Source organism: Pseudoalteromonas sp. SG44-5 (assembly GCF_014164175.1).
GTDB lineage: Bacteria > Pseudomonadota > Gammaproteobacteria > Enterobacterales > Alteromonadaceae > Pseudoalteromonas > Pseudoalteromonas nigrifaciens.
Map to the genome: position 1 here is coordinate 322,923 of NZ_JACJES010000001.1, position 21,317 is coordinate 344,239.

25 protein-coding genes and 1 pseudogene are annotated in these 21,317 nt (G+C 39.4%); 10 read left to right on the plus strand and 16 right to left on the minus strand.

Going from position 1 to position 21,317, the window contains the following annotated elements:
- Positions 1-6: 6 nt before the first annotated feature.
- Positions 7-795 (plus strand): hypothetical protein, encoded by a 789-nt coding sequence (locus tag H5079_RS01595; protein WP_182683274.1) that lies wholly within the window; start codon positions 7-9, stop codon positions 793-795.
- 78 nt (positions 796-873) lie between these two features.
- Here H5079_RS01595 and metG read toward each other — a convergent pair whose 3' ends face one another.
- Positions 874-2,895, minus strand: a complete 2,022-nt coding sequence (gene metG / locus H5079_RS01600; protein WP_011327998.1) for a methionine--tRNA ligase — start codon at positions 2,893-2,895, stop codon at positions 874-876.
- A 176-nt stretch (positions 2,896-3,071) separates the two neighbouring features.
- Here metG and apbC point away from each other — a divergent pair, with 176 nt between their 5' ends.
- Positions 3,072-4,148, plus strand: a complete 1,077-nt coding sequence (gene apbC / locus H5079_RS01605) for an iron-sulfur cluster carrier protein ApbC (protein ID WP_089368183.1) — start codon at positions 3,072-3,074, stop codon at positions 4,146-4,148.
- 6 nt (positions 4,149-4,154) lie between these two features.
- Entirely contained in the window at positions 4,155-4,739 is a 585-nt protein-coding gene (gene dcd / locus H5079_RS01610; protein ID WP_011328000.1) for a dCTP deaminase, read from the plus strand.
- 17 nt (positions 4,740-4,756) lie between these two features.
- Here the strand turns inward: dcd and H5079_RS01615 are convergent, their stop codons facing one another.
- Both H5079_RS01615 and H5079_RS01620 read right to left on the minus strand, forming a co-directional pair.
- A complete protein-coding gene (locus H5079_RS01615) occupies positions 4,757-5,542 on the minus strand; it encodes a CLCA_X family protein (RefSeq protein WP_182683275.1) in 786 nt (261 codons plus the stop codon).
- A gap of 32 nt (positions 5,543-5,574) precedes the next feature.
- Entirely contained in the window at positions 5,575-6,168 is a 594-nt protein-coding gene (locus tag H5079_RS01620) for a tRNA-uridine aminocarboxypropyltransferase (protein ID WP_089368184.1), read from the minus strand.
- A gap of 137 nt (positions 6,169-6,305) precedes the next feature.
- Between H5079_RS01620 and H5079_RS01625 the strand changes: the two genes are divergently transcribed.
- On the plus strand, positions 6,306-6,650 hold the full coding sequence (locus H5079_RS01625; protein WP_058373251.1) for an Hpt domain-containing protein: 345 nt from the start codon (positions 6,306-6,308) through the stop codon (positions 6,648-6,650).
- Positions 6,651-6,780: 130 nt separating this feature from the next.
- Positions 6,781-7,998 (plus strand): pyridoxal phosphate-dependent aminotransferase, encoded by a 1,218-nt coding sequence (locus H5079_RS01630; RefSeq protein WP_011328004.1) that lies wholly within the window; start codon positions 6,781-6,783, stop codon positions 7,996-7,998.
- Between the two features lie 71 nt (positions 7,999-8,069).
- Here H5079_RS01630 and H5079_RS01635 read toward each other — a convergent pair whose 3' ends face one another.
- The 4 genes from H5079_RS01635 to H5079_RS01650 are packed head-to-tail and all read right to left on the minus strand — an operon-like array spanning position 8,070 to position 10,984.
- A complete protein-coding gene (locus H5079_RS01635; RefSeq protein ID WP_086994301.1) occupies positions 8,070-8,537 on the minus strand; it encodes a glycine zipper 2TM domain-containing protein in 468 nt (155 codons plus the stop codon).
- Between the two features lie 16 nt (positions 8,538-8,553).
- Complete coding sequence (lpoB, locus tag H5079_RS01640) at positions 8,554-9,174, minus strand: penicillin-binding protein activator LpoB (protein ID WP_011328006.1); 621 nt, start codon at positions 9,172-9,174, stop codon at positions 8,554-8,556.
- Positions 9,175-9,185: 11 nt separating this feature from the next.
- Positions 9,186-9,611, minus strand: a complete 426-nt coding sequence (locus H5079_RS01645) for a YcfL family protein (RefSeq protein WP_058373255.1) — start codon at positions 9,609-9,611, stop codon at positions 9,186-9,188.
- Between the two features lie 8 nt (positions 9,612-9,619).
- Positions 9,620-10,984, minus strand: a complete 1,365-nt coding sequence (locus H5079_RS01650) for a COG3014 family protein (RefSeq protein WP_182683276.1) — start codon at positions 10,982-10,984, stop codon at positions 9,620-9,622.
- Between the two features lie 204 nt (positions 10,985-11,188).
- On the opposite strand from H5079_RS01650, the gene H5079_RS01655 reads away from it, so the two are divergent.
- Complete coding sequence (locus H5079_RS01655) at positions 11,189-12,061, plus strand: DMT family transporter (RefSeq protein ID WP_182683277.1); 873 nt, start codon at positions 11,189-11,191, stop codon at positions 12,059-12,061.
- Here the strand turns inward: H5079_RS01655 and H5079_RS01660 are convergent.
- The 5 genes and pseudogenes from H5079_RS01660 to H5079_RS18495 all read right to left on the minus strand — a co-directional run.
- Positions 12,058-12,741 (minus strand): M15 family metallopeptidase, encoded by a 684-nt coding sequence (locus H5079_RS01660; protein WP_182683278.1) that lies wholly within the window; start codon positions 12,739-12,741, stop codon positions 12,058-12,060. The genes H5079_RS01655 and H5079_RS01660 overlap by 4 nt on opposite strands.
- Entirely contained in the window at positions 12,741-13,871 is a 1,131-nt protein-coding gene (gene dapE / locus H5079_RS01665; protein WP_011328012.1) for a succinyl-diaminopimelate desuccinylase, read from the minus strand. The genes H5079_RS01660 and dapE overlap by 1 nt, the downstream gene beginning before the upstream one ends.
- The gene (locus H5079_RS01670) at positions 13,871-14,215 is read right to left on the minus strand and encodes an ArsC family reductase (protein ID WP_086994314.1); all 345 of its coding nucleotides are present in this window, start codon (positions 14,213-14,215) and stop codon (positions 13,871-13,873) included. The genes dapE and H5079_RS01670 overlap by 1 nt, the downstream gene beginning before the upstream one ends.
- A gap of 4 nt (positions 14,216-14,219) precedes the next feature.
- Complete coding sequence (locus H5079_RS01675) at positions 14,220-14,717, minus strand: PTS glucose transporter subunit IIA (protein ID WP_011328014.1); 498 nt, start codon at positions 14,715-14,717, stop codon at positions 14,220-14,222.
- Positions 14,718-14,720: 3 nt separating this feature from the next.
- Positions 14,721-14,819: pseudogene (locus tag H5079_RS18495) on the minus strand (ACT domain-containing protein); the annotation flags it as partial.
- Between the two features lie 436 nt (positions 14,820-15,255).
- Here H5079_RS18495 and yfbV point away from each other — a divergent pair.
- Positions 15,256-15,702 carry a terminus macrodomain insulation protein YfbV gene (gene yfbV / locus H5079_RS01680; RefSeq protein ID WP_011328017.1) on the plus strand — a complete coding sequence of 149 codons (447 nt, stop codon included), beginning with the start codon at positions 15,256-15,258 and terminating at the stop codon, positions 15,700-15,702.
- 13 nt (positions 15,703-15,715) lie between these two features.
- On the opposite strand, the gene H5079_RS01685 is transcribed toward yfbV, so the two are convergent.
- The 3 genes from H5079_RS01685 to xthA are packed head-to-tail and all read right to left on the minus strand — an operon-like array spanning position 15,716 to position 17,992.
- The gene (locus H5079_RS01685) at positions 15,716-16,537 is read right to left on the minus strand and encodes a putative RNA methyltransferase (protein ID WP_182683279.1); all 822 of its coding nucleotides are present in this window, start codon (positions 16,535-16,537) and stop codon (positions 15,716-15,718) included.
- Complete coding sequence (locus H5079_RS01690) at positions 16,534-17,181, minus strand: energy-coupling factor ABC transporter permease (RefSeq protein WP_182683280.1); 648 nt, start codon at positions 17,179-17,181, stop codon at positions 16,534-16,536. Before H5079_RS01690 ends, H5079_RS01685 begins: the two co-directional genes overlap by 4 nt.
- A gap of 4 nt (positions 17,182-17,185) precedes the next feature.
- Positions 17,186-17,992, minus strand: a complete 807-nt coding sequence (xthA, locus tag H5079_RS01695) for an exodeoxyribonuclease III (protein ID WP_011328020.1) — start codon at positions 17,990-17,992, stop codon at positions 17,186-17,188.
- 315 nt (positions 17,993-18,307) lie between these two features.
- On the opposite strand from xthA, the gene H5079_RS01700 reads away from it, so the two are divergent.
- The 3 genes from H5079_RS01700 (at position 18,308) to rluB (ending at position 20,441) form a co-directional block, all read left to right on the plus strand.
- Positions 18,308-18,829 carry an EF-hand domain-containing protein gene (locus H5079_RS01700; RefSeq protein WP_182683281.1) on the plus strand — a complete coding sequence of 174 codons (522 nt, stop codon included), beginning with the start codon at positions 18,308-18,310 and terminating at the stop codon, positions 18,827-18,829.
- Between the two features lie 152 nt (positions 18,830-18,981).
- On the plus strand, positions 18,982-19,572 hold the full coding sequence (scpB, locus tag H5079_RS01705; protein WP_182683282.1) for an SMC-Scp complex subunit ScpB: 591 nt from the start codon (positions 18,982-18,984) through the stop codon (positions 19,570-19,572).
- The gene (gene rluB / locus H5079_RS01710; RefSeq protein ID WP_011328023.1) at positions 19,569-20,441 is read left to right on the plus strand and encodes a 23S rRNA pseudouridine(2605) synthase RluB; all 873 of its coding nucleotides are present in this window, start codon (positions 19,569-19,571) and stop codon (positions 20,439-20,441) included. The genes scpB and rluB overlap by 4 nt, the downstream gene beginning before the upstream one ends.
- 94 nt (positions 20,442-20,535) lie before the next feature.
- On the opposite strand, the gene H5079_RS01715 is transcribed toward rluB, so the two are convergent.
- Entirely contained in the window at positions 20,536-21,282 is a 747-nt protein-coding gene (locus H5079_RS01715) for a YciK family oxidoreductase (protein ID WP_011328024.1), read from the minus strand.
- Positions 21,283-21,317 lie beyond the last annotated feature (35 nt).

The window sequence follows — 21,317 nt, forward strand, 5'->3', positions numbered from 1 at the left end:
TGTTTTATGAATAAACACATTACGCTTTCGTTTTTAGCTTGGTTAGCGGCTCTTTTTGTGGGAGCTGCAGGTATATATGGTTTATGGCCTTCACCACAGAGTAAAGTGCTTTTAGCTATTGAAATAATAACCTTAATTATTTTGTTATTTAATAGCGCCAGTATTACCTGCTGGGTATATAAACACACTAAAAACAAACAACAACGTTATATTGCCTCATTATGCATAGCCTCCTTAGTGCTATGCATTTGTGGAGACGTGGTAAATTTTAATTTAAATAATCAATATTACCGTTATAACGAGGTAATTAAGCACGACTATTTAGCTGACTCTGTATGGTTTTTTGTACCCGGATACAGCTTACTCTTTATTGCTGTGTTGTTGGCGAGCCGTAGTTTAGTTATGTATCCATTATATTATGTGGCTGCTTATTTAGGGGGCACGCTATTAATATCGCTGCTTTGTTTTTATTTTATGCATATTCCAGAGGCAGGTTATTATGTACTGCTATTAACCGGGCTTCATAGTTTTGTTATAACCAGTGTGGGATTAATGAGTTTAGTGCTGCTTAATACATATCGCGGGTTAAACGCACCTTTGGGAGTATGGCTGGTTAGTTTAGGGTTAGTATTAGCGGCAATTGCCGATGCATTAATTGGTTTATATTGGATTTATGGGAATAGCGGTGAAGGGTACTTTCCACAAATTAGGTATATAAATTGGATAATTTATATTAGCTCGCAATGCTTAGTTATTCATTTAGCTAAAATAAATATAACCTACAAGCTGGGTTAATAAAAAAGCCGCTAATAAATTCAGCGGCTTTTTACATTAACAAAAATATTAACGCAAATATAAATTTATAAGCAAAGCTTACATTACACGCATGCCAGGCTCTGAGCCGTCGTCCGGGTTAAGAATGTAAATCTCTTTACCGCCAGGCCCTGCAGCTAATACCATGCCTTCTGACATACCAAAACGCATTTTTCGTGGTTTAAGGTTAGCAACCATAACAGTAAGCTTACCTTCAATATCCTCTGGAGCGTAAGCCGATTTGATACCCGCAAACACTTGGCGCGTTTCGCCGCCTAAATCAAGTGTTAGCTTAAGTAGTTTATCGGCGCCTTCTACGTGCTCAGCTTTAGCAATTTTTGCTACGCGTAAGTCTACTTTTGCAAAGTCGTCAAATTCAATTTCATCACAAATTGGCTCTTTAGCCAGTGGGCTATTAGGGTCAATAGTCACTTTTGATTCTAAGCTTTCTTTTGACTCCTCAACCATTTTATTTACTTTGTCCATTTCTACACGTTGCATTAACGGTTTAAATTTATTGATTGGGTGGCTTACTAATGCATTTTGCACGCCGTCCCATGCAAGGTCGTCATTTAAGAATGCTTCTACGTTATCAGCCATTTCAGGCAGTACAGGCTTTAAGTAGGTAATTAACACGCGGAATAAGTTAAGCCCTAATGAGCAAACTTCGTGCGCTTCTTGTTGTTTAGTTTCGTCTTTAATGAGTACCCAAGGTGCTGCGGCATCTATAAATTGGTTTGCTTTGTCGGCAAGCGCCATTATTTCACGAATTGCACGGCTAAACTCACGGTTTTCGTAATGGGCTGTAATGCTTGGTGCAGCTGCTTGAAATTCTTTAAGCAACTGGGGTTGCATAACGGTTGCGCTTAGCTTGCCATCAAACTTTTTAGTAATAAAGCCCGCACAACGGCTTGCTATATTTACTACTTTACCTACTAGGTCTGAGTTTACGCGTTGCGCAAAGTCCTCTAGGTTTAAATCAAGATCAACAATGCCGCCGCTTAATTTTGCCGCGTAATAGTAACGTAAATATTCTGGGTTTAAATTATCTAAATAAGTACGTGCTTTAATAAACGTGCCTTTCGATTTAGACATTTTTTCGCCATTTACGGTAACAAAACCGTGGGCAAATACGTTAGTTGGCTTTCTAAAGTTAGCGCCTTCTAACATTGCTGGCCAAAATAAACTATGAAAATAAATAATGTCTTTACCAATAAAGTGGTAAAGCTCAGCGTCTGAATCTGCAGCCCAAAAAGCATCAAAGTCGATACCTTTTTTATCACACAGGTTTTTAAAGCTGGCCATATAACCAATAGGCGCATCTAACCAAACGTAGAAGTATTTACCTGGTGCGTTTGGTATTTCAAAACCAAAGTAAGGCGCATCACGGCTAATATCCCACTGTTGCAGGCCATCAGTAAACCATTCATCAAGCTTGTTAGCCATTTCTTGCTGAATAGTACCCGAGTGTAACCACTCTTTTAACATGCCTTCAAATGCTGGCAGATCAAAAAAGTAATGCTCAGAGTCTTTTAAAATAGGCTCAGCACCAGACATAACCGAGCGCGGGTTAATTAAATCTGTAGGACTATATGTTGCACCACATGAGTCGCAGTTGTCGCCATTTTGATTTTCAGACTTACAGGTTGGGCACGTACCGGTTACAAAGCGATCGGGTAAAAATATGCCTTTTTCTGGGTCGAATAACTGCGAAATAGTGTGCCTTTTAATATGCCCTGCATCGTTTAGGCGATTATAAATAAGCTCACTCAGCTCTTTGTTTTCTTGGCTGTGGGTACTGTGATAATTATCAAACTTAATATTAAAGTCGGCAAAGTCGCGTTGACGCTCAATACTTACTTTTTCTACCGCTTCTTCAGGCGTGATCCCTTGCTTTTGCGCGTTAAGCATAATAGGCGTGCCATGGGCATCGTCGGCGCAAACATAATAGGCTTCGTGGCCTTGTAGTTTTTGAAAACGTGACCAAATATCAGTTTGAATATATTCCAATAAATGACCTAAGTGAGTAGGGCCATTTGCATAAGGTAATGCGCTGGTAATCAGGATCTTTCGCTGTGCCATAATCATTCCGAATTGACGGTTCCTATTAAGGAACGGATGAAAATCATTAATTTATTTACAAGCTAAGCGCTAACAACGCAACAGCTTGTGGATTTGTATTAATTGACTGGTGTTAATGCCCTGAATGTTACATAATTCCGAGGCACTTTTCATCAAAGAAACGTTATTTAATTACTATGTTTGGACTGTCGAAACTATTCTCTTCTAAATCGGTGCAAAAACAACCGATCTTTGCTGCTTTAGCCGCGTATCGTAGTGCCGCTTTTGCTGTGGGTATTGATGAAAGCTTCATTAAGAATATCACCCAAAACGACGATAAATCGCTCACTATTACTTTAATTTTGCCATTTGCTGCACAGTCGGAAATGCCAATGGTGGCAGAGCATGTTACTAACGCTCTCAAGGTGGCAGTAACTGTGTCGGCCACGGTAGAGCTTAAAGAGCCTGCAAAATTTAAAACAATTAAACATATTGTGCTTATTGCTTCAGGTAAAGGCGGGGTGGGTAAATCGACTACTGCTGTTAATTTAGCAGGCGCGCTGCACAGCGAAGGCGCAAAAGTTGGTATTTTAGATGCCGACATTTATGGCCCGTCAATCCCTATGCTTTTAGGCTTGGTAGGCGCAGAGCCCATCACTAAAGATAACAAACAGTTACAGCCTTTTGATGCAAACGGTATTAAAGCACAATCAATCGGCTTTTTAGTACCCAGCGATGACGCCACTGTATGGCGCGGGCCTATGGCATCGGGGGCGCTTAGCCAGCTACTAAATGAAACTGATTGGGGCGAGCTTGACTACCTTATTGTTGATATGCCACCAGGTACGGGTGACATTCAACTTACTATGAGCCAAAAAGTACCGGCAAGTGGCACAGTAATTGTTACCACACCCCAAGATTTAGCCTTAGCCGATGCGCAAAAAGGCATCGCCATGTTTAATAAAGTAAACGTGCCAGTGCTGGGCTTAATTGAAAATATGAGCCATTACATTTGCAGCCACTGCGGCGAGGCAAACCACGTATTTGGTAAAGATGGCGCACAAAAACTAGCACACAAGCACGGCGTTCCTGTGCTATCACATATTCCGCTTGCAATAGATATTCGAGAATACTCTGAGCAGGGCAAACTTATTGCTTGCGATAACACTGCAGCAATAAGCAAAACTTACAGCGCAGCAGCGCGGCTTATAGCCAGCACGCTTTACTATCAACAGCATCACAACTCGGTAGAGATTGTGATTACGGATGATTAATACACCATGAGACTTTCAGATACACATATTAAAGAATACCTAAACGATGGCCGTATTGTTATTGAGCCTGCACCTACAGATGAGATGATTTCGGGTGTTACTGCCGACTTACGCTTAGGTAATAAATTTAGAACTTTTCATGCACATACAGCAGCATATGTAGATTTAAGTGGCCCTAAAGATCAGCTCAATAAAGCCATGGAGTCAATCATGAGCGACGAAATTGTGCTAGATGAAGGCGAAGCATTTTTTTTACACCCAGGCGAGCTTGCACTGGCTATTACCTATGAAAAAGTAACACTGCCAGCAGACATTGTAGGCTGGCTAGATGGACGTTCATCGCTGGCACGATTAGGTTTAATGGTGCATGTAACCGCGCATCGAATTGATCCCGGTTGGAGTGGTAATATTGTTTTAGAGTTTTATAACTCAGGTAAACTCCCTTTAGCACTAAGACCTATGATGAAAATTGGTGCTATGAGTTTTGAAACACTTACAGGCCCTTGTGCTAATCCTTACAATACGCGTAAAGATGCTAAGTACAAAGATCAAAACAGTGCCGTAGCAAGTCGTATTAGCGATGACAGGTAATGATTAAATAAAGCACTTTACTCATCTAACTTATGAAGCGCATAACCCAGTAATTCAAAATATTGGTTAAGCGCTTTATTTGCAGCGTTAATGTGCTCATCATCTGGGTATATTAAATCACTACTTTTTAGCCCACTGACTAAAAAGCTATTTTTTATATGCGGGTGGCTGGCTATACAGGCTTCAAAGCAACGCGCTGCTAGCTCCTCGGGCATACTCATGTAATTCATATTTTTTGCTTTATCGTATTCAATGCACGTTTGTACAAATCGGTTTGCAGTAATGCCCTGTGCATCTAAAAACACGTTTTTGTAAAAGTCATTAAGCGTATTATTGAGCGGATGCGATAAATTAGGCGTGTTTGATAACCACAGTTTAGACGCAAAACCAAAGCGTGGTTTTGCTGCAAATAAATGCTCACTTATATGATGATCAAAAGCATGAAACCATTCATGGGCGAGCGCACCACCGCCGGCATTTTTTGCAAGTGCAAGCGTTTGGCTAGCTGCATTATAATGCGCTTGTACATGCTTTTGTCCGCCAGCACCAAACGCAAAATTGAGTTTACCGCGCAGGCCAATTGCTTTAGGTGGTAAGTGCAGTATTTGTGCTAGGTCGGCAAGCGCATCATAAATTAAATTTGCACTAATGTAGCGCTCTTCTTTGTTTACCCATTTACCTACCACCATAGATCTAAAACCGAAAGTGTCTCTTATATCGCTAAAATCAACTTGATCGTCAAAACGATAATCGGGACCTTGACGGCTAAAGCCGCGTTTTAATCTATTTTGATAGTTACGCATCGCTAATATCATTTATAAAAACTAATCATAAATTATAAGTAACGTGCTTTTACGTGAGCAGGCATGTGATGGGTTTGTTTTTGTATTAATTCATCAAGTAAATTATAAAGTGGGGCAGGGTTTAACTGTTCAATAAGCTGTAAGCTATGTGCAACGGCCTCAAGCGTTGACAAGCTATCTGCGCGGGGAGCTTTACGTATTGTGTAACGATTTTTAGGTAAATTAGCAAAGCTTACAGTTTGAAACCGTTGCAGTAGCGAGCTTAGCTGTAAAATTTTATAGGCTTTTTTCCATGTACCATCAATAACAATTAAATGCGTAATAGGTAGTAGTGTGTTTAGCGCGTCGTTATTATCTAAATTTATAGCCTGCTCATTAGGGTAAAGTAAAACGGTTGAGCTGACAGGTAGGGCACGAAGCTGCGCAAAGTCGTTATTACTTTCGCCTTTGATTATTTGGCAATCAGCTAGGCATAAATTTAATAGTTTAGCCGTGTTTTTTGTTACTTTTTCTTCACTAGGGTGCTGTAAAATAATTACTTTTACTTTATTGTTAATAGAGGTTACAGCACTGCAAATACAAGTATTAAGTGCGAACAAACAAAAATTACACAGTGAGCGAGCCATTTAAACTACTTTTGGTGAAGGTACATTATGAGTAATTATACATTTATAAGGTAATTAAGTTGGATTTTTTTACGCTTAGCTATAGAGTGTTATAGATTAAGGTTAATTAAGTATAGATTGTTTTTAAGGGTTAAAATATGACAGAAGTAAGTATTAACGAAGCAGCATTAGAGAGTATGGAATCGTTATTAGGTGAGCAATTTGCAGCTACTCTCGACTTTTGTTGTGTGGAATTTGAGCGCTTAGGCTCAGAAGTGTTGGCCACAATTGGGCAAGATAAAGAAGCGTCGGTGCGCCACGCTCATAGTTTAAAGTCGAATGCGGCTCAATTTGGTGCCGATAGCTTGGCCGCGGTAGCGGGTGAAATTGAACAAAGTTTAAATAACGATAACTTAGCTCAAGCCACTGCTGCATCAGCGCAGTTAATGACGCAAGTGACGCAATCTCAAACGCTATTAAATAACTGGTTGGCATCACGTTAAGCAGATAAGTAAAGGCGTAGGTTTAGGCATTAAACATGAATTTATTTCAGTATTAAGTTACTAAATTGACTAGTGTTTTACGTCTTTACTAAGTTATTCTAAGGGTTATTCGTGCCCTTTAGAGGTAGTAATGTCAGAAATTAAAATGAGTCATAAATTAGACGGTGTCTGTTATGACATTCGCGGCCCTGTTTTAGTCCAAGCTAAAAAAATGGAAGACGAAGGCCAAAAAGTTTTAAAGCTAAACATTGGTAATCCGGCTGCGTTTGGCTTTGATATGCCAGAAGATATGCACCGCGATATTATTCGCAATTTATATTCAGCCCAAGGTTATTGTGATTCTAAAGGGCTTTATTCGGCGCGGGTGGCTATTTATCAGCATTATCAACAACGCGGTTTATATAATTTAGATGTAGATAACATTTATATTGGCAATGGCGTTAGCGAACTGATTCAAATGGTTACGCAGGCATTGTTAAATAATGACGATGAAGTGCTGATCCCCGCTCCCGATTACCCTCTGTGGACCGCTGCAGTTAAGCTCTCTGGTGGCAATCCGGTGCATTATTTATGTGATGAAGAGCAAGATTGGTTTCCGGATATTGCTGATATAAAAAGTAAAATCACCTCTAAAACCAAAGCATTAGTATTGATCAATCCAAATAACCCGACAGGGGCTGTGTATAGCGATGATTTACTGCAGCAGTTAATTGACATAGCGCGTGAGCACAAGTTACTACTGTTAAGTGATGAAATTTACGAAAAGATTTTATACGACGGCATTACGCATAGCTCAATTGGTGCACTGTGCGACGATGTGCCTATTATTACCTTTAACGGTTTAGCAAAAACGTACCGTGCTGCTGGCCTAAGAATGGGCTGGATGGTGTTAAGTGGGCGTACGTCGGTTATGAGTGACTTACGCAAAGGCCTAGAAATTTTATCATCTATGCGTTTGTGCGCTAACGTACCTGCTCAATATGCCATTCAACAAGCATTGGGCGGAGTACAATCAATCGACAACCTAATTAATCCAGGCGGGCGTTTGTATGTACAGCGTGATATAGCGTGGCGCGGGCTCAATGCAATAGAGGGTATTAGCTGCGTAAAACCAAAAGGTGCCTTATATGCTTTTGCTAAAGTAGATACCGCGCGTTTTAATATTAAAAGCGATGAGCAAATGATGTTTGATTTACTCAAAGCCGAAAAAATATTACTGGTGCATGGGCGTGCATTTAACTGGCCTGAGCCTGATCATTTTAGATTGGTGTTTTTACCCAACAAAGATGATTTAACGGATGCGATGACTAAAATGCAGCGCTTTTTTAAAGATTACCGACAAGCCTAACTTTTAAAACACACAAAAAACGAGCCAATTTAGGCTCGTTTTTACTTATGCTAAAGTTAATATAATTGCTATTAATAGGCTTTATCAACACGTACGCTGTTATCGTTTAAATACACCAGCCTTACACTATCGCCTTTGCTAAAGCGCATTGATTGGTCTTGATTTTGAACCACCATAAATTGGTCTCCATTTTCAACTTGTATTAATAACTCTACTAAACGAGTTTGTTGGTAATGGCTTTTTTGCTGTTGATTATGCGCTACATTGCCGCCTATCACTGAGCCCAAAATAGTAGCAACAGTACGCCCGCTGCCACCGCCAAACTGATTACCAACAACGCCGCCAAGCAAAGCGCCGCCAAATGTTTTCCAACCATTGCTTTGATCTTGTACTAGCTCTTGCTCAGTAATATTACGCACTGATTGCACATCGCCAAATAGCACTTGTTGTACTGCTACTGCTTTATTGCGCTCGTAATTAGCCAATGCAGGTGCGCTAATTGTAAGTAATGTACACATTAATACAGTAATCGCTTTCATAATTAACTCCTATTGACTACCAGCCAAAGGTTGATTTTTCTTTCGTTTTACGAATTTCTGTTTCGTCAGCCCATTCAACTAAGCCACTTTCCATATCCATTAAACGCATGGTAAATTTATAGTATACGTCTGATTTGTCAGCATTGGATTTAACTATGCTTGATAAGTTGCCGTACAGCATATACTGCGCACCAATTTGTTTACCAAATGCCACAGCAGTCGTGGGGTTAACTAATGCATCTTCGTTTTGAAATTTAAGCTGCTCACGTATAGCTTCAACTCGGGTCATATCAACAAATCTAAATTTTCCGCTACGCAGTAACTGAGTTGAAATAGAGTCGGTGATTGATTCGGTATCAATGTGCTCGCTGGTTTTGTTTTTAATTCTTTCAACAAATACCACAGGGCGTTTATTGGCGGTCATGGTGCCAACAACCGGAGAGCTTAATAGTGAATCGGTCATTTGGCTGGCTACTTTTTGTAAATCGGTAGAGCCAAAGTTAATGTCAGTGGTTTCTACGGCTTGTGCGTCGCCATAACTAACTACCGCTTTATTTGCACAACCACTTAATACTAATGCACTTAAACCAATAAGCGCGTAAGTTGAAGCTGTTTTGAATTTTTTACGTATGATCATTGTTATTTCCTTTATTCTTTAAATTCTTGCGCATCGGTAGACACTTCTCTTACTGCTAATGAGAAGGTAACTGCATCTGGGCTGGGTGCTAGGCCTGGTAATTGTGTTTGTGCAAAGCCAAATAAGGTAATTGCTTGCCAAGGGGAGTGATTACCCTTAATAACAAAGCCGTCTTTGTCGTACCAATTAAATTGATACTGTAAGTATTGCGACTTTTTATATTGGCTTGCTAAGGTAACTACCACGTCAGTTAATTGGTTTGTTTGACGTGTTTTTACGTCACTAATAGCTAGTTTCTCACCAAGCTCTGGGTTATCAACACGTAGTTGCTGATTAAATGTTTTATTACCTTGCTCAATTGCTATACCCGATGTGTCTGGTTTGCCAGCACAGGCACTGAGTATTAAAACCGCAAATAATGGCATTATGTATCTCATAATCGCTCCTAGAGTTGTACTACATGATAATTAAAGTAGTTATTTATAGAGGTTAGATAAATTAAGGTTAACCTTTGCTTACTAACGGTAAAATTTATTGGCGCTTGCGTGCCTATGGTTAATGAATGCGCGCCGCTGTTTAAGCTACTTCGCGCCACACTTATTTGATTTGGTAGCGTGAGCCAACTACGTGTATCGGCTTGCTCAGAGGCTAAGTTATAAATGTTCGCAATTATATTACCTACGTCTCCGGTGCTACGAGCCAGTTCGGCTCGTACTTTTTCTTTGGCGACTAAACGTAGTATTTGCCGCGCTATTCTGGCAGGTATTTGATCTTCTAACGTTTTAGCAGCCAGTGATTCTATGTGCACTAGCGGGCTTAATACTAAGTTTTGGGCATTAATACTGATGTTATTAATGCTACGAACATAGGCTTTGTCTTTATAAACTGGCATAGCTAAGCTATAAAAACGTGCATTACCACCAGAGGTAAAAATAGGTAAACGTAATTTAAATTCGTGTTGCTTAGGCACTAAGCCTTGTTCAAATAATATAACTACTTCGCCTTGTTCAGACGGTATATTTGCTGCCTCACCAAAGCGCTTTTTAAAGTCGCTTAGGTCTTGATCAAAGCCTTGTTTTTTAGCAAGGCGAAGTACATCACGTTGCAAATAAATATTGTTGGGTTGTATTTCGAGTGCTTTTTTATAGTCAATGTAGGCATCATCATACTGTTTACTGCTTTGGTACAATAAAGCGGATAAATAAAAAGTATAAGCATTTTGAAAGCCATTTTTAACGTCTCGGGTAACCTTGCTCATACTTGGATAATGCTGCTGCGCTTCTTTTGTAGCGGAATCTAGCGCTGCCTGATTTTGAATAAGCGCGTCTACTTGTACTTTATTAGCCCGCCTAACTTCAACTAATGCACCTTCAACATCATTTTTATATACGTAATTAAGCGCTTTATAACTATGCAGCATGCTCATTTCATAAGGGGCGGGTATATAAGTAATAGCCGAGTCGTTGGTAAATAAAGCATTACTTTGTTCAAGCCCACTACTGAGCTGAACTTTGGCAGCCTCGCGCTTGTTTTGTACTTGTTGATAAACGTTTTCAAATTGGCTTTGCGCATCGCTTTGCATATTAGCTAAGTCGGCAAGACGCGCTTGCTCTAGTTGATTAAGTAAGTAGCTACTGTGCATACTACTATTTTTAGCAATAAGCGACTGCGCTTGCGCTATGTTGTTACTCTCTATTGCTTGTCTTACAGGGGTTACTTGAGTCGCATAGTCATTAAATAGATCGCTAAATCCTATGGTACTACAACCACTTAAAATAAAACAAAAACTAAATATTAAGCTACGGCGCACTGAGCACTCCTTTAAATTTACTTAATAAGATTAACATACACCCATTAAAAAAATATGTGAAATATTGTAAAAAAGCGTAGCATAACTGCCGAGCAGTGAACGAAGCGTTAATCGTATTAATATTGTAATGTTATTATAATAACTAAATCTAAAAATCATTAAATTAGCAGTGTTAACTGTACTTATTTTAGCTAAGGATTGTTTTTGAAAACAACGTTGTACACTTTAAGTGCTTTAATTGCGTTTGCCGCTAACTCTTTATTGTGCAGAATGGCGCTCGCACAAGGGTATATAGATGCATGGAACTTTACTGTTATTCGCTTACTTAGCGGGGCTGTATGTTTAGCCATTATTATGCTGCTTTATACTAATACTACAAAACGTAATGGTACGTTTAATAGCGAAATATTAAAAGATACAGGAAGTTGGCGAAGTAGTATTAGTTTGCTTGTTTATGCATTGTGTTTTTCTATCGCGTATATAGAGCTTGATACCGGCACTGGTGCACTTATTTTATTTTCCGCGGTACAACTTACTATGATTGGCTGGGGAATTTATAAAAAAGAGCAATTGAGTCTATTACAATGGTTGGCATTTATAAGCGCTTTTGCCGGTTTTGTTTATTTAATGTTGCCCTCTGCAGCAATACCTTCATTATTTGGAGCGACCCTTATGGCCATTAGTGGCATAGCGTGGGGTGTTTATAGTATACGAGGCAAAGCTTGTATATCACCACTGAGAACCTCTGCATTTAACTTTATTCGCAGCTTAGTTGCTTTGCCTATATTGCTAATAATAGGTATGGGTTATATAAAAAGTATCCGCATAGAAGGGGTGTTACTTGCATGTGCCAGTGGCGCAATAGCTTCAGGTATTGGTTACAGTATTTGGTATACGGCAATGCCAAAATTAAAAAGCACCCAAGCAGCAGTGGTGCAGCTATGTGTACCTGTGCTTGCTGCCATTGCGGGCGTGGTGTTTTTATCTGAGCAGTTAACCGTGCAATTTATAGTTGCCAGCAGTGTTATTTTGGGGGCAGTGCTGGTATTTACGCTCAATAAAAAACAGCCCAGTTAAACAGGGCTAACGTTTATTATAAAGCGCTCATAAAGCATGGGTAAGTTGGCTAAAATAGCCTCTTTGGCTAATAGGTCACTATTACTTATACACTCATGCAGTACTTGCAGACTAAGCATATTAACCAGTAATTGCGACTGCTTAATATGGCTAATGTGCCAAAGCTCGGGGGCTACACCACCTAAGTCATGCTGATAAGGCCGATAAAACCCAAATAGTGCTAAGTTAGCATCTAGCCAGTCGCTCAGTGGGGCAAATGGGCCGCTTTGTTGATATTCATCGGGCGTGAGTTGCAGCTGGTAATCATCACTCACTGCCGCTTTATCAAACACATCTAAATCGGTCCCTAAATGATGTCTACTTGCGCCAGGCAGTGCAGAGTAGAGCATAATGGCAATACATTTATCTATATCGCTTAAGCTATCTAATTCAACAACTTGCTGTTGTTTATTATAAACAGGGCGTGCACCTGAAAATTTAGCGTTAAAAATAGCCGCTTGGCGGTTAAAGTCACGAAAGCTGGAAGCTATTGTAAGCTCAAACCCTGCTGCTTTGGCGGCACTTTGCAGTGCTAAAAAATCATTAACGATATTGCAGTGCAAACGATGATTTTGAATTTGGGTTAAATGCGTATCACTTTGTCCTGTAATACACATTGTGGTTATTTTTTTTGAGTTCATTACGTTAGTAGGTTTTCTAAAATTTGCTCGTAAATATCGCACAGTGCAATTAAGTCATCGGTACTTACACATTCATCTACTTTATGAATAGTGGCATTGCGCGGGCCAAGCTCAATTACTTTAGCGCCGGTTTGAGCAATAAAACGCCCATCTGATGTACCGCCAGTCGTTTCTAGATTTGTTGTTAAACCGGTTACCGATTTAATTGCCTTTACTGTGGCGTCAACCAGTGGGCCGTGCTCTGTTAAAAACGGTTGGCCGTTTACAATCCAGCTTAATTCATAATTTAAATTATGCTGCTGTAAAATAGCGTTAACGCGTTGTTGTAATTGCGTATGAGTAACTTCAGTACTAAACCTAAAGTTAAACTGTACTTCTAACTCCCCGGGGATCACATTACCGGCCCCAGTGCCGCCATTTATATTTGAAATTTGAAAACTAGTGGCGGGAAAGTACTCGTTACCGTGATCCCATACTGTTTGGCTTAGCTCAGTGAGTGCAGGAGTAGTTAAATGAATAGGGTTTTGCGCTAACTGCGGGTATGCTACATGCCCTTGTATACCTTTAACAGTTAAAAAGCCGGTCAGTGAGCCTCGGCGTCCATTTTTAACTACATCGCCTAATACATCACGAGATGAAGGCTCGCCAACTAAACACATATCTATTTTTTCACCGCGAGCTTCAAGGGTGTCAATTACCCGAGTAGTGCCGTTTATAAATGGGCCTTCTTCATCTGAAGTAATTAAAAAAGAAATAGAGCCTTTATGATCTGGGTGCTTTGTTACAAAACGTTCAGTAGCAACCAGCATAGCAGCCAATGAGCCTTTCATATCGGCTGCACCGCGCCCGTGTAATAAACCATTTTCAACTAGGCCAGAAAATGGTGGGTACTGCCAGTTTTTCTCAGGGCCTGTGGGGACTACATCGGTGTGCCCGGCAAAACAAAAATGTGGCGATTGCGTCCCTTTGCGTGCCCAAGTATTTAAGGTATCGGTAAAAAATAACGATTCGATGTTAAAGCCAACTGCTTGCAATCTATCGTTCATCATTTGCTGGCAGCCAGCATCTTCAGGTGTTACTGATTCGCGTTGTATTAAGGCTTGCGCTAGAGCGATTACGTCATTTGTCATTATTTAAAAATCTCATCGTATTGTGCTGCTTTAAAACCTAAGTGGTACTCGTTATTATTAACCAGTACAGGGCGTTTTATCATTGCAGGCTGCTCAACTAATAACGGTATCGCTTTTTCTTTAGTTAAGCTTTGTTTTTCATCATCGCTTAAAGCGCGGTAAGTGGTGCCACGCTTGTTTACAAGCTGCTCCCAATCAAGTTTATCAGCAAAGTTGCTAACCATACTCTCGTTTACGCCATCTTTGCGATAGTCATGAAAAGTAAACTCAATGTTGTTATCGGTTAAGTATTTTTTAGCTTTTTTTATAGTGTCGCAATTGCTTATGCCGTAAAGGGTGATCATAAATCTACTTCTTTTTAATAATAGTTAATAAAGTATCGACACCCGCATTTACCTGCAAGTGTGAAAAGTGAAATGTACCTAGGCTGTGGCCATTGAGCAAAATTAAACTTGCTAGCATAGGTGTATCAAGTTCGCGTAAATCAAAATAAGCAAGGCGTTGGCCTTTACTTATTTTGCTACCATTTAACTGAGCTATGTGGGTATGGGTAATGTGTTGCGAGCTCGCAATAGTTAAATTAATCAGTACTTTTAGGCCGTTTTTAGCTTGTAAAATAAATTCGGTGCCGGCATTTTTTGCCTGCAGCAAAGTGCCGTCAAACGGGGCTAATATTTTATGGTTGCTTAGCTGTACCATAATACCTGGGCCTAATGTGCCAAAGCGAAAAAGTGGTTCGGGGTGTTCGTTAAGTGCTATTACTTTTCCTGAAAATGGGCTAGTAATATTAATGGCATGACGAGGTAATTTATTCTGAGCTAAATAATCTATTGTTTGCGGTTTCATAAGTCACTCAAAAATTACGTTATAGCCATCTTTTTTCAAAGCGGTAATAGCTAAATCTACGGTGTGTTTTTTTACTAATATATAATCGGTATCGACTGTACTATGCAATTGTAATGCTTTTTTTGACATTAAAAGCCCGACGAACAGCAATAACTATAAGGTTATAGTATAGATCATTAACCTTAAATTAAAGCAGTAACAGCAACTAAGCTAGTTGTGGTTACGTTAGCAAAAGTGAGGTTAATTATGTTGTCCACATTTTCTGTGGATAACTGTGGGAATTGTGGCGTATAAGTGGCTTAACGTACTGATTATAATGTTTAAAATTATTAGTTTAGAAAAGATCCATTTAGCACTTAACAGCGTATGTATTAATATTGAGACGAAACCTGTTCAAACAAAAGGCCTTAAAGTATGAGTGATTGTTTACTCGTTTAGTGCGTTTTTATGAAAATTCCATATAAAATAATTTGTGTTACACTATCATGATAACAACCAATGTTATTGGTAGTGTTGATATTATGTATGAGGAGTCATGATGCAAAAAAGTGTGATGTCGCAAGTACAAATAGGGCGTGTGTACGCTAAAAAATGGCCAATGCGAAAAGAATTAGCTCCTTTGTTTGCTGAGTTTAAAGTAATAAAGGCGACAGAGTTGGCGATTACGGTAATGCCAATATTAGCCATGCTAACGTTATTTTTTCAGTTAAATTACCTTGGCTCTGACTTTTTACCGCAAGCAATTGCAAGCGCGCTTTTTTTTATATCGCTCCCTTTACAAGGTTTGTTATGGTTAGGAAAACGAGCGCAAACCGAGTTAGAGCCTGCTATGCAACGTTGGTATAACGAGCTTTATGCTAAAATGGTGGCTAATGGCTATCAAGCACAGCGCAGCGAAAAAAAGCCCCGTTACTTGGAGCTTGAAGAATTACTTAACGATATGTTTGATAAAATGGACAAAACGTTCACTAAAGAGCAATTTTAAGCGCCTGTTGCCTTTATATGTGCGCAACAGCTATGCTTTTATCTCTTGTGAATTGTGTAATATAAAACGATAAGGTGACATTATGTTCACCTTTTTCTTCGAGTGCTAGCCAGTGCTCGGGTCTGAACTTCCACGCGAATGGTGTCATCATTATTAAGTTTTTAACGTCGCTAAAGTTTAAGGTAACTTGCTCAGTGATGAGTGTTTGCGATGTTTGTGTAAACATTGCAGGTACTTCTATTTGTGTATGTTCATTAACACTTGAGTAAATATACTCTTTTAACTCTTTTAAATGCTGAGGTCCGGGGCTTGCCACTACGAGTGTTGAACCGGGTTTAGCAAGTCTTGCTAGTTCTTGAGTAAATAATGGTGCGAATACACTGACCAATACATCGGCAAAGTAGCTTTTAAAAGGTGCTTGGCTAATGGATGCCACGCTAAAGTGACAATTGCTGTAGCGTTTTGCCGCATATTTTACCGCCGCCTTCGATATATCAACCCCGTACACAGTAGCTTGGGTATTACTAGCTAAAGCTTGGGTATAAAATCCTTCACCACACCCTAAGTCAATAATATTATTAGCTGCTATATTACTAATAATTTGGCCAAGTTTGTGCTGTAAAAAGGCATAATAGTTGCGCTCTAAAAAAGCGCGCCTAGCTTGCACCATTTCTAATGAGTCACCAGGTTGTTTTGAGTTTTTTTGCTGTACAGGCAATAAATTTACATAGCCTTCTTTTGCAAAGTCAAAACTATGGTTGTTTTCACAGCGAAGCATATTAGCTGTTTTTATTAGTAAGTTGCTACACAGTGGGCAGCTATATTCAAGACTCATGAGCCTAGGTAGTCCTTATCGTAAAAAGTTTTTACCCAATGTGGGCGATAAGTGATCATAATTGTAATAGCCATACCGTTTAACATGGCTTCTGGCAGCCAAATAATAGCGCTTAAGTAAACGTAATTATCTGCTAATTGTTGCCAGCTATATTGACCAATAGCAAGATAAAATAATGCCCCTAAAGCTATTTTTATACAGGCGATAAACCCAGCCGTAATAAACGCACATACAAATATATAAACAAAAAAGTGGCGCGGTAAATACTGATAACTAACAATAAAAGCCAAGTAGCTCAATAAAATAGGAATAAATGCGCCAATAAGCAATTGCACTGGCAGTAACTTAAACTCAATTAAACCAAATGCGGCTAATAGCGCCGTTGCCAGAACACTACTTAAAATAGTTAAACGCCAACCGAGTATAAGTGTAGCTGCAGTAATACCTAAAATATGTAAATCAAGGCCCGTTAAAATGCCAGCTTTAATGCGCCATAAAACAGCAAACACCAACGCACATGCAAGTACTCCTGTTTGGCGTATGGGTACATTGTAGAGTGCTTTATAGGTCGCTTTATCAATACTAAATAAGCTTATAGCGATTACAAGGGCCCAAAGTAGCCCTTGCATTGGGAGGCTAAGCATAGGGTTATTTAAATTCAGACCAAATAGGGGCATGATCCGATGGCTTTTCGATGCCACGTAATTCGTAATCTATACCTGTGTCTATACAACGCGCGGCTAGCTCATGTGTTGCAAGTACAACATCAATTCGTAGGCCACGGTTATCTAAAAACCCTTTTGAGCGGTAGTCAAACCACGAGTATTGATCGCTGGTTTCTGGGTTTTGCTCTCTAAAGGTGTCTTTAAAGCCCCAATTAAGTAATGTTGCCAGCCATTCACGCTCTATCGGTTGAAAAGAACATTTACCGGTTTTTAACCAACGTTTAGCATTTACTTCGCCAATACCTATATCTAGGTTGGTAGGTGAAATATTAATATCGCCCATTACAATCACGTCTTCATCAGGGGTATGATTTGTTTGCAGGTGGGTCATTAAATCTTTATAAAACTGACGTTTATACGGGAACTTGGTTTCGTGATTAATGTTTTCACCTTGCGGGAAATAACCATTCATTACCGTTAAATCACGGCCATTGTCTTGCTCTACGGTAACACTGATCATGCGTTTTTGTGATTCTTCAGTATCAGTGGCAAAGCCTTTAAATACCGATTTAGGTTCTTTTTTGCATAACATAGCTACGCCGTAATGGGCTTTTTGGCCATGATAATAAACGTGATATCCCATTTTTTGTACATCTTCTAGTGGGAATGCCTCGTCATGAACTTTAATTTCTTGTAGGCCAATAATATCGGGTTGATGTTTGTCGATAATAGCTTGTAATTGATGAAGACGCGCACGCAGACCATTGATATTGAAAGAAATCACTTTCATAGCATATACCTTAAAATTGGTTCTATATAATGCGTTAAATTATATCAGTAAATACACTTACATAACACGCCCGAAACAAGGAAGTTATTGGCTGAACTTTTAAGTGTAAAAACACTCGCTGTAATGTCCGGTATTACACCAATATTTTGTGCAAAAATTACAAGGCATGAAGCAAAGCTTTCATTACTATAATGCGCTACGTTAGTTTTTTTATTTATGCTTTTGTTGTAACCAATTGATTTTAAGGGGTTAGTGTTTTTGGCATTTAACTTGTATTAGTTAAAGTGACATTAATTAACTACAAGGATACGTCTTATGAAAAAGTTAACATTAGCCTCTACTATTTTAGCAACGTTAAGCTTAGCAGCTTGTGCGTCTAACCAAGGGTTAGACAAAATTGATAGTGACTTTGCAAGTTTAGATAACGATAGTGATGGTTTTATTTCGAAAGTTGAAGCCGATGACGATAATATTTGGCAACACTTTTCAAATATTGATACAAATATGGATAATCAAATAAGTCGCAATGAATTTAATGCGTACATGCAATTAAATACCGGAAAAGTTGCCACAGACAGTGAAGTAAGCGAATCAGCATTTAAAGCGGATATTACTAAATTTGATAAAATACAAAGCAGTTTCTCGAGTTTAGATAACGATAAAAGTGGCTATATTTCGGTTGAAGAAGCAGACGATGATGATATTTCAAATCACTTTGGCTATATGGATGTAAATAAAGACAAGCGTGTTAGCAAACGTGAATTTGTAACTTACATAAAAAAATATGGCAATACAGTCGCTGAAGACGACGCACTTAAAAGCGCCAATAACAGCTAAGCACACCATTTTAAAGTGTGAGGAAGGAGCCAGTGCTGTGCACTGGCTTTTTTTGTGGCTTTGATTTACTAAATTGCTCGATATGTTTTCCTACTTTGCTGTAGTTCTGGCATAATAGTTGGCTGTGTGTGTTTATTAGTTTAAGAGCGTTTATGGTGGGTCGGCGAGTTAGTGATGAGCAATTAATTGAGATCATTGAAGCGGCGATTTTTGTTGCTGACAAACCATTAAGTAAACGTCATCTAAAGGATGTTGTTTTAGCCGATTTAGCAATATCTATGGTGCGTATAAACGATGCAATAATAGCAATACAAACACATTTTCAGACCCGTGGTATTCGTTTGGTAGAAGTAGGCAGTGGTTATCGTTTTCAGGCATGTAGTAGCTTAAGCCCTTGGCTAAGTAATTTATGGCAAGAACGCGCGCCCAAATATTCGCGTGCTTTGCTCGAAACATTATCGCTAATTGCTTATAGGCAGCCAATTACACGCGCCGAAATTGAACAAGTGCGTGGTGTTACTACGGGGTCAAATATTATTAAAACACTACTCGAAAGAGAGTGGGTTAAAGTGGTAGGCCACAAAGAAGTGCCGGGTAAGCCGGCGCTATATGCGACTACTAAACAATTTTTAGATTATTTTTCGATAACAGGTTTAGATAATTTACCTGCCTTGCCAGAGCAACAGCAAAGTAAAATTAACCAGTTATTAAGTGATCCTTCTGTGAGAGAACCATCCGAATGAGTGTTATACAAGGTGAAAAGTTACAAAAAGTCCTAGCCCGTGCTGGCGTAGGCTCACGCCGTGAAATGGAAAAATACATTGATGCAAACCGCGTTAGCGTTAACGGCAAAGTGGCTAAATTAGGCGATCGTGTTGAAGAAACAGATTCAATTCGCGTTGATGGCCATACAGTAAAAATTGAAGAAAAAGCGGATAGAATTTGTCGCGTAATTATGTATAACAAGCCTGAAGGTGAGTTAAGCACGCGTAAAGATCCTGAAGGTCGTCGTACTGTATTTGACCGACTCCCTCGTATTGATGGCGAGCGCTGGATTGCGGTTGGCCGATTAGATATTAATACCGCAGGCTTGATGCTATTTACTAACGATGGTGAATTAGCAAACCGACTCATGCACCCAAGTTACGAGGTTGAACGTGAATACTCAGCCCGTGTATTTGGTGAAGTAACCAAAGAAACCATTAAAAACTTAACCCGTGGTGTTGAACTTGAAGATGGCCCAGCAAAATTTCTAACGGTTAACCCTATGGGCGGCGAAGGTATAAACCGTTGGTACAATGTAACGCTTAATGAAGGACGTAACCGAGAAGTTCGTCGTTTATGGCAATCACAAGAGGTGGAAGTTTCTCGCCTGATCCGTATTCGTTACGGTAAGTTAGAGCTGGATAAGCGCGTACCACAAGGTGGTTGGATTGAATACGACCTAGACACTGTAAACTATTTACGAAAAACAGTTAAGTTAGGACGTGAAACACAAACTAAGCTTTCTGTAATGCCTGAAAAACGCAAAGATAAGCGTGCCAAAATAAACCAAATACGTAAAGCGGTTAAAAAGCACAATCAGCGTGTTAAACCAACTAAACGTAAGTAACCTGCTATTTAGTTAAATTAGTTAAATTAGTTAGACATTAAAAAAGCCGCTCAAAATTTTGAGCGGCTTTTTTGTATCTACATTAGAGTAATAGCTATTTTTTTACTTGAGCGTCAAGCGACTCGCCATTCACATTACTCGAATCATCACTCATTAAATATAAGTAAGTAGGCATTAAGTCTTCAGGTGTTGCAAGTTTATCTCGGTCTTCACCAGGATAAGCACTAGCGCGCATTGAAGTGCGTGTAGCACCAGGGTTAATACAATTAATACGTATATTGGTTTTACCTACTTCACATGCCCATGTTTGCATCATGCCCTCTACAGCAAATTTAGAAATAGCATAAGGCCCCCAAAATTCGCGACCTTTACGGCCCACGCCAGATGATGTAAATACCACGGATGCATTTTTAGATTTGCGCAGTACCGGAAACAGTGCTTTAGTGATCATAGCTTGCGCGGTGACATTAACCTTCATTATGTTTTCAAAGGTTGACGAGCAAAAGTGCTCAAGTGGCCCTAACGTGCCTAAAATGCCAGCATTATTTAATAAACCATCAAGACAGCCAAATTGAGACTCTATAGTGGCAGCTAGATCGCGGTAGTTTTGCTTAGTTGCGCCTTTTAAATCCATAGGGACTATTGCCGGTTGAGGATAACCTGCTTTAACAATTTCATCATAAACACATTCTAGTTTATTAGTTGTTTTGCCTAATAAAATAACAGTTGCGCCGTATTTAGCGTATGTAATTGCAGCTACTCGGCCAATTCCATCACCTGCGCCGGTGATTAAAATAACTTTATCTTTAAGTGCATTTTCAGCAGCTTGATAGGTGTTCATAAAAGTACCCATGGATGAATTTTTTTTGATTTTAA

Coding starts and splice junctions, on each gene's coding strand:
- H5079_RS01615 (WP_182683275.1), bottom strand. CDS start 5,542: ATGCGTAACTATCAAAATAGATTAAAACGCGGCTTTAGCCGTCAAGGT.
- H5079_RS01675 (WP_011328014.1), bottom strand. CDS start 14,717: ATGAAACCGCAAACAATAGATTATTTAGCTCAGAATAAATTACCTCGT.
- lpoB (WP_011328006.1), bottom strand. CDS start 9,174: ATGATCATACGTAAAAAATTCAAAACAGCTTCAACTTACGCGCTTATT.
- H5079_RS01685 (WP_182683279.1), bottom strand. CDS start 16,537: ATGAGTCTTGAATATAGCTGCCCACTGTGTAGCAACTTACTAATAAAA.
- xthA (WP_011328020.1), bottom strand. CDS start 17,992: ATGAAAGTGATTTCTTTCAATATCAATGGTCTGCGTGCGCGTCTTCAT.
- H5079_RS01715 (WP_011328024.1), bottom strand. CDS start 21,282: ATGAACACCTATCAAGCTGCTGAAAATGCACTTAAAGATAAAGTTATT.
- rluB (WP_011328023.1), top strand. CDS start 19,569: ATGAGTGTTATACAAGGTGAAAAGTTACAAAAAGTCCTAGCCCGTGCT.
- dapE (WP_011328012.1), bottom strand. CDS start 13,871: ATGACAAATGACGTAATCGCTCTAGCGCAAGCCTTAATACAACGCGAA.
- H5079_RS01625 (WP_058373251.1), top strand. CDS start 6,306: ATGACAGAAGTAAGTATTAACGAAGCAGCATTAGAGAGTATGGAATCG.
- dcd (WP_011328000.1), top strand. CDS start 4,155: ATGAGACTTTCAGATACACATATTAAAGAATACCTAAACGATGGCCGT.
- H5079_RS01690 (WP_182683280.1), bottom strand. CDS start 17,181: ATGCTTAGCCTCCCAATGCAAGGGCTACTTTGGGCCCTTGTAATCGCT.
- H5079_RS01660 (WP_182683278.1), bottom strand. CDS start 12,741: ATGAACTCAAAAAAAATAACCACAATGTGTATTACAGGACAAAGTGAT.
- H5079_RS01700 (WP_182683281.1), top strand. CDS start 18,308: ATGAAAAAGTTAACATTAGCCTCTACTATTTTAGCAACGTTAAGCTTA.
- scpB (WP_182683282.1), top strand. CDS start 18,982: ATGGTGGGTCGGCGAGTTAGTGATGAGCAATTAATTGAGATCATTGAA.
- H5079_RS01635 (WP_086994301.1), bottom strand. CDS start 8,537: ATGAAAGCGATTACTGTATTAATGTGTACATTACTTACAATTAGCGCA.
- apbC (WP_089368183.1), top strand. CDS start 3,072: ATGTTTGGACTGTCGAAACTATTCTCTTCTAAATCGGTGCAAAAACAA.
- H5079_RS01670 (WP_086994314.1), bottom strand. CDS start 14,215: ATGATCACCCTTTACGGCATAAGCAATTGCGACACTATAAAAAAAGCT.
- H5079_RS01595 (WP_182683274.1), top strand. CDS start 7: ATGAATAAACACATTACGCTTTCGTTTTTAGCTTGGTTAGCGGCTCTT.
- H5079_RS01645 (WP_058373255.1), bottom strand. CDS start 9,611: ATGAGATACATAATGCCATTATTTGCGGTTTTAATACTCAGTGCCTGT.
- H5079_RS01630 (WP_011328004.1), top strand. CDS start 6,781: ATGTCAGAAATTAAAATGAGTCATAAATTAGACGGTGTCTGTTATGAC.
- yfbV (WP_011328017.1), top strand. CDS start 15,256: ATGCAAAAAAGTGTGATGTCGCAAGTACAAATAGGGCGTGTGTACGCT.
- H5079_RS01620 (WP_089368184.1), bottom strand. CDS start 6,168: ATGGCTCGCTCACTGTGTAATTTTTGTTTGTTCGCACTTAATACTTGT.
- metG (WP_011327998.1), bottom strand. CDS start 2,895: ATGGCACAGCGAAAGATCCTGATTACCAGCGCATTACCTTATGCAAAT.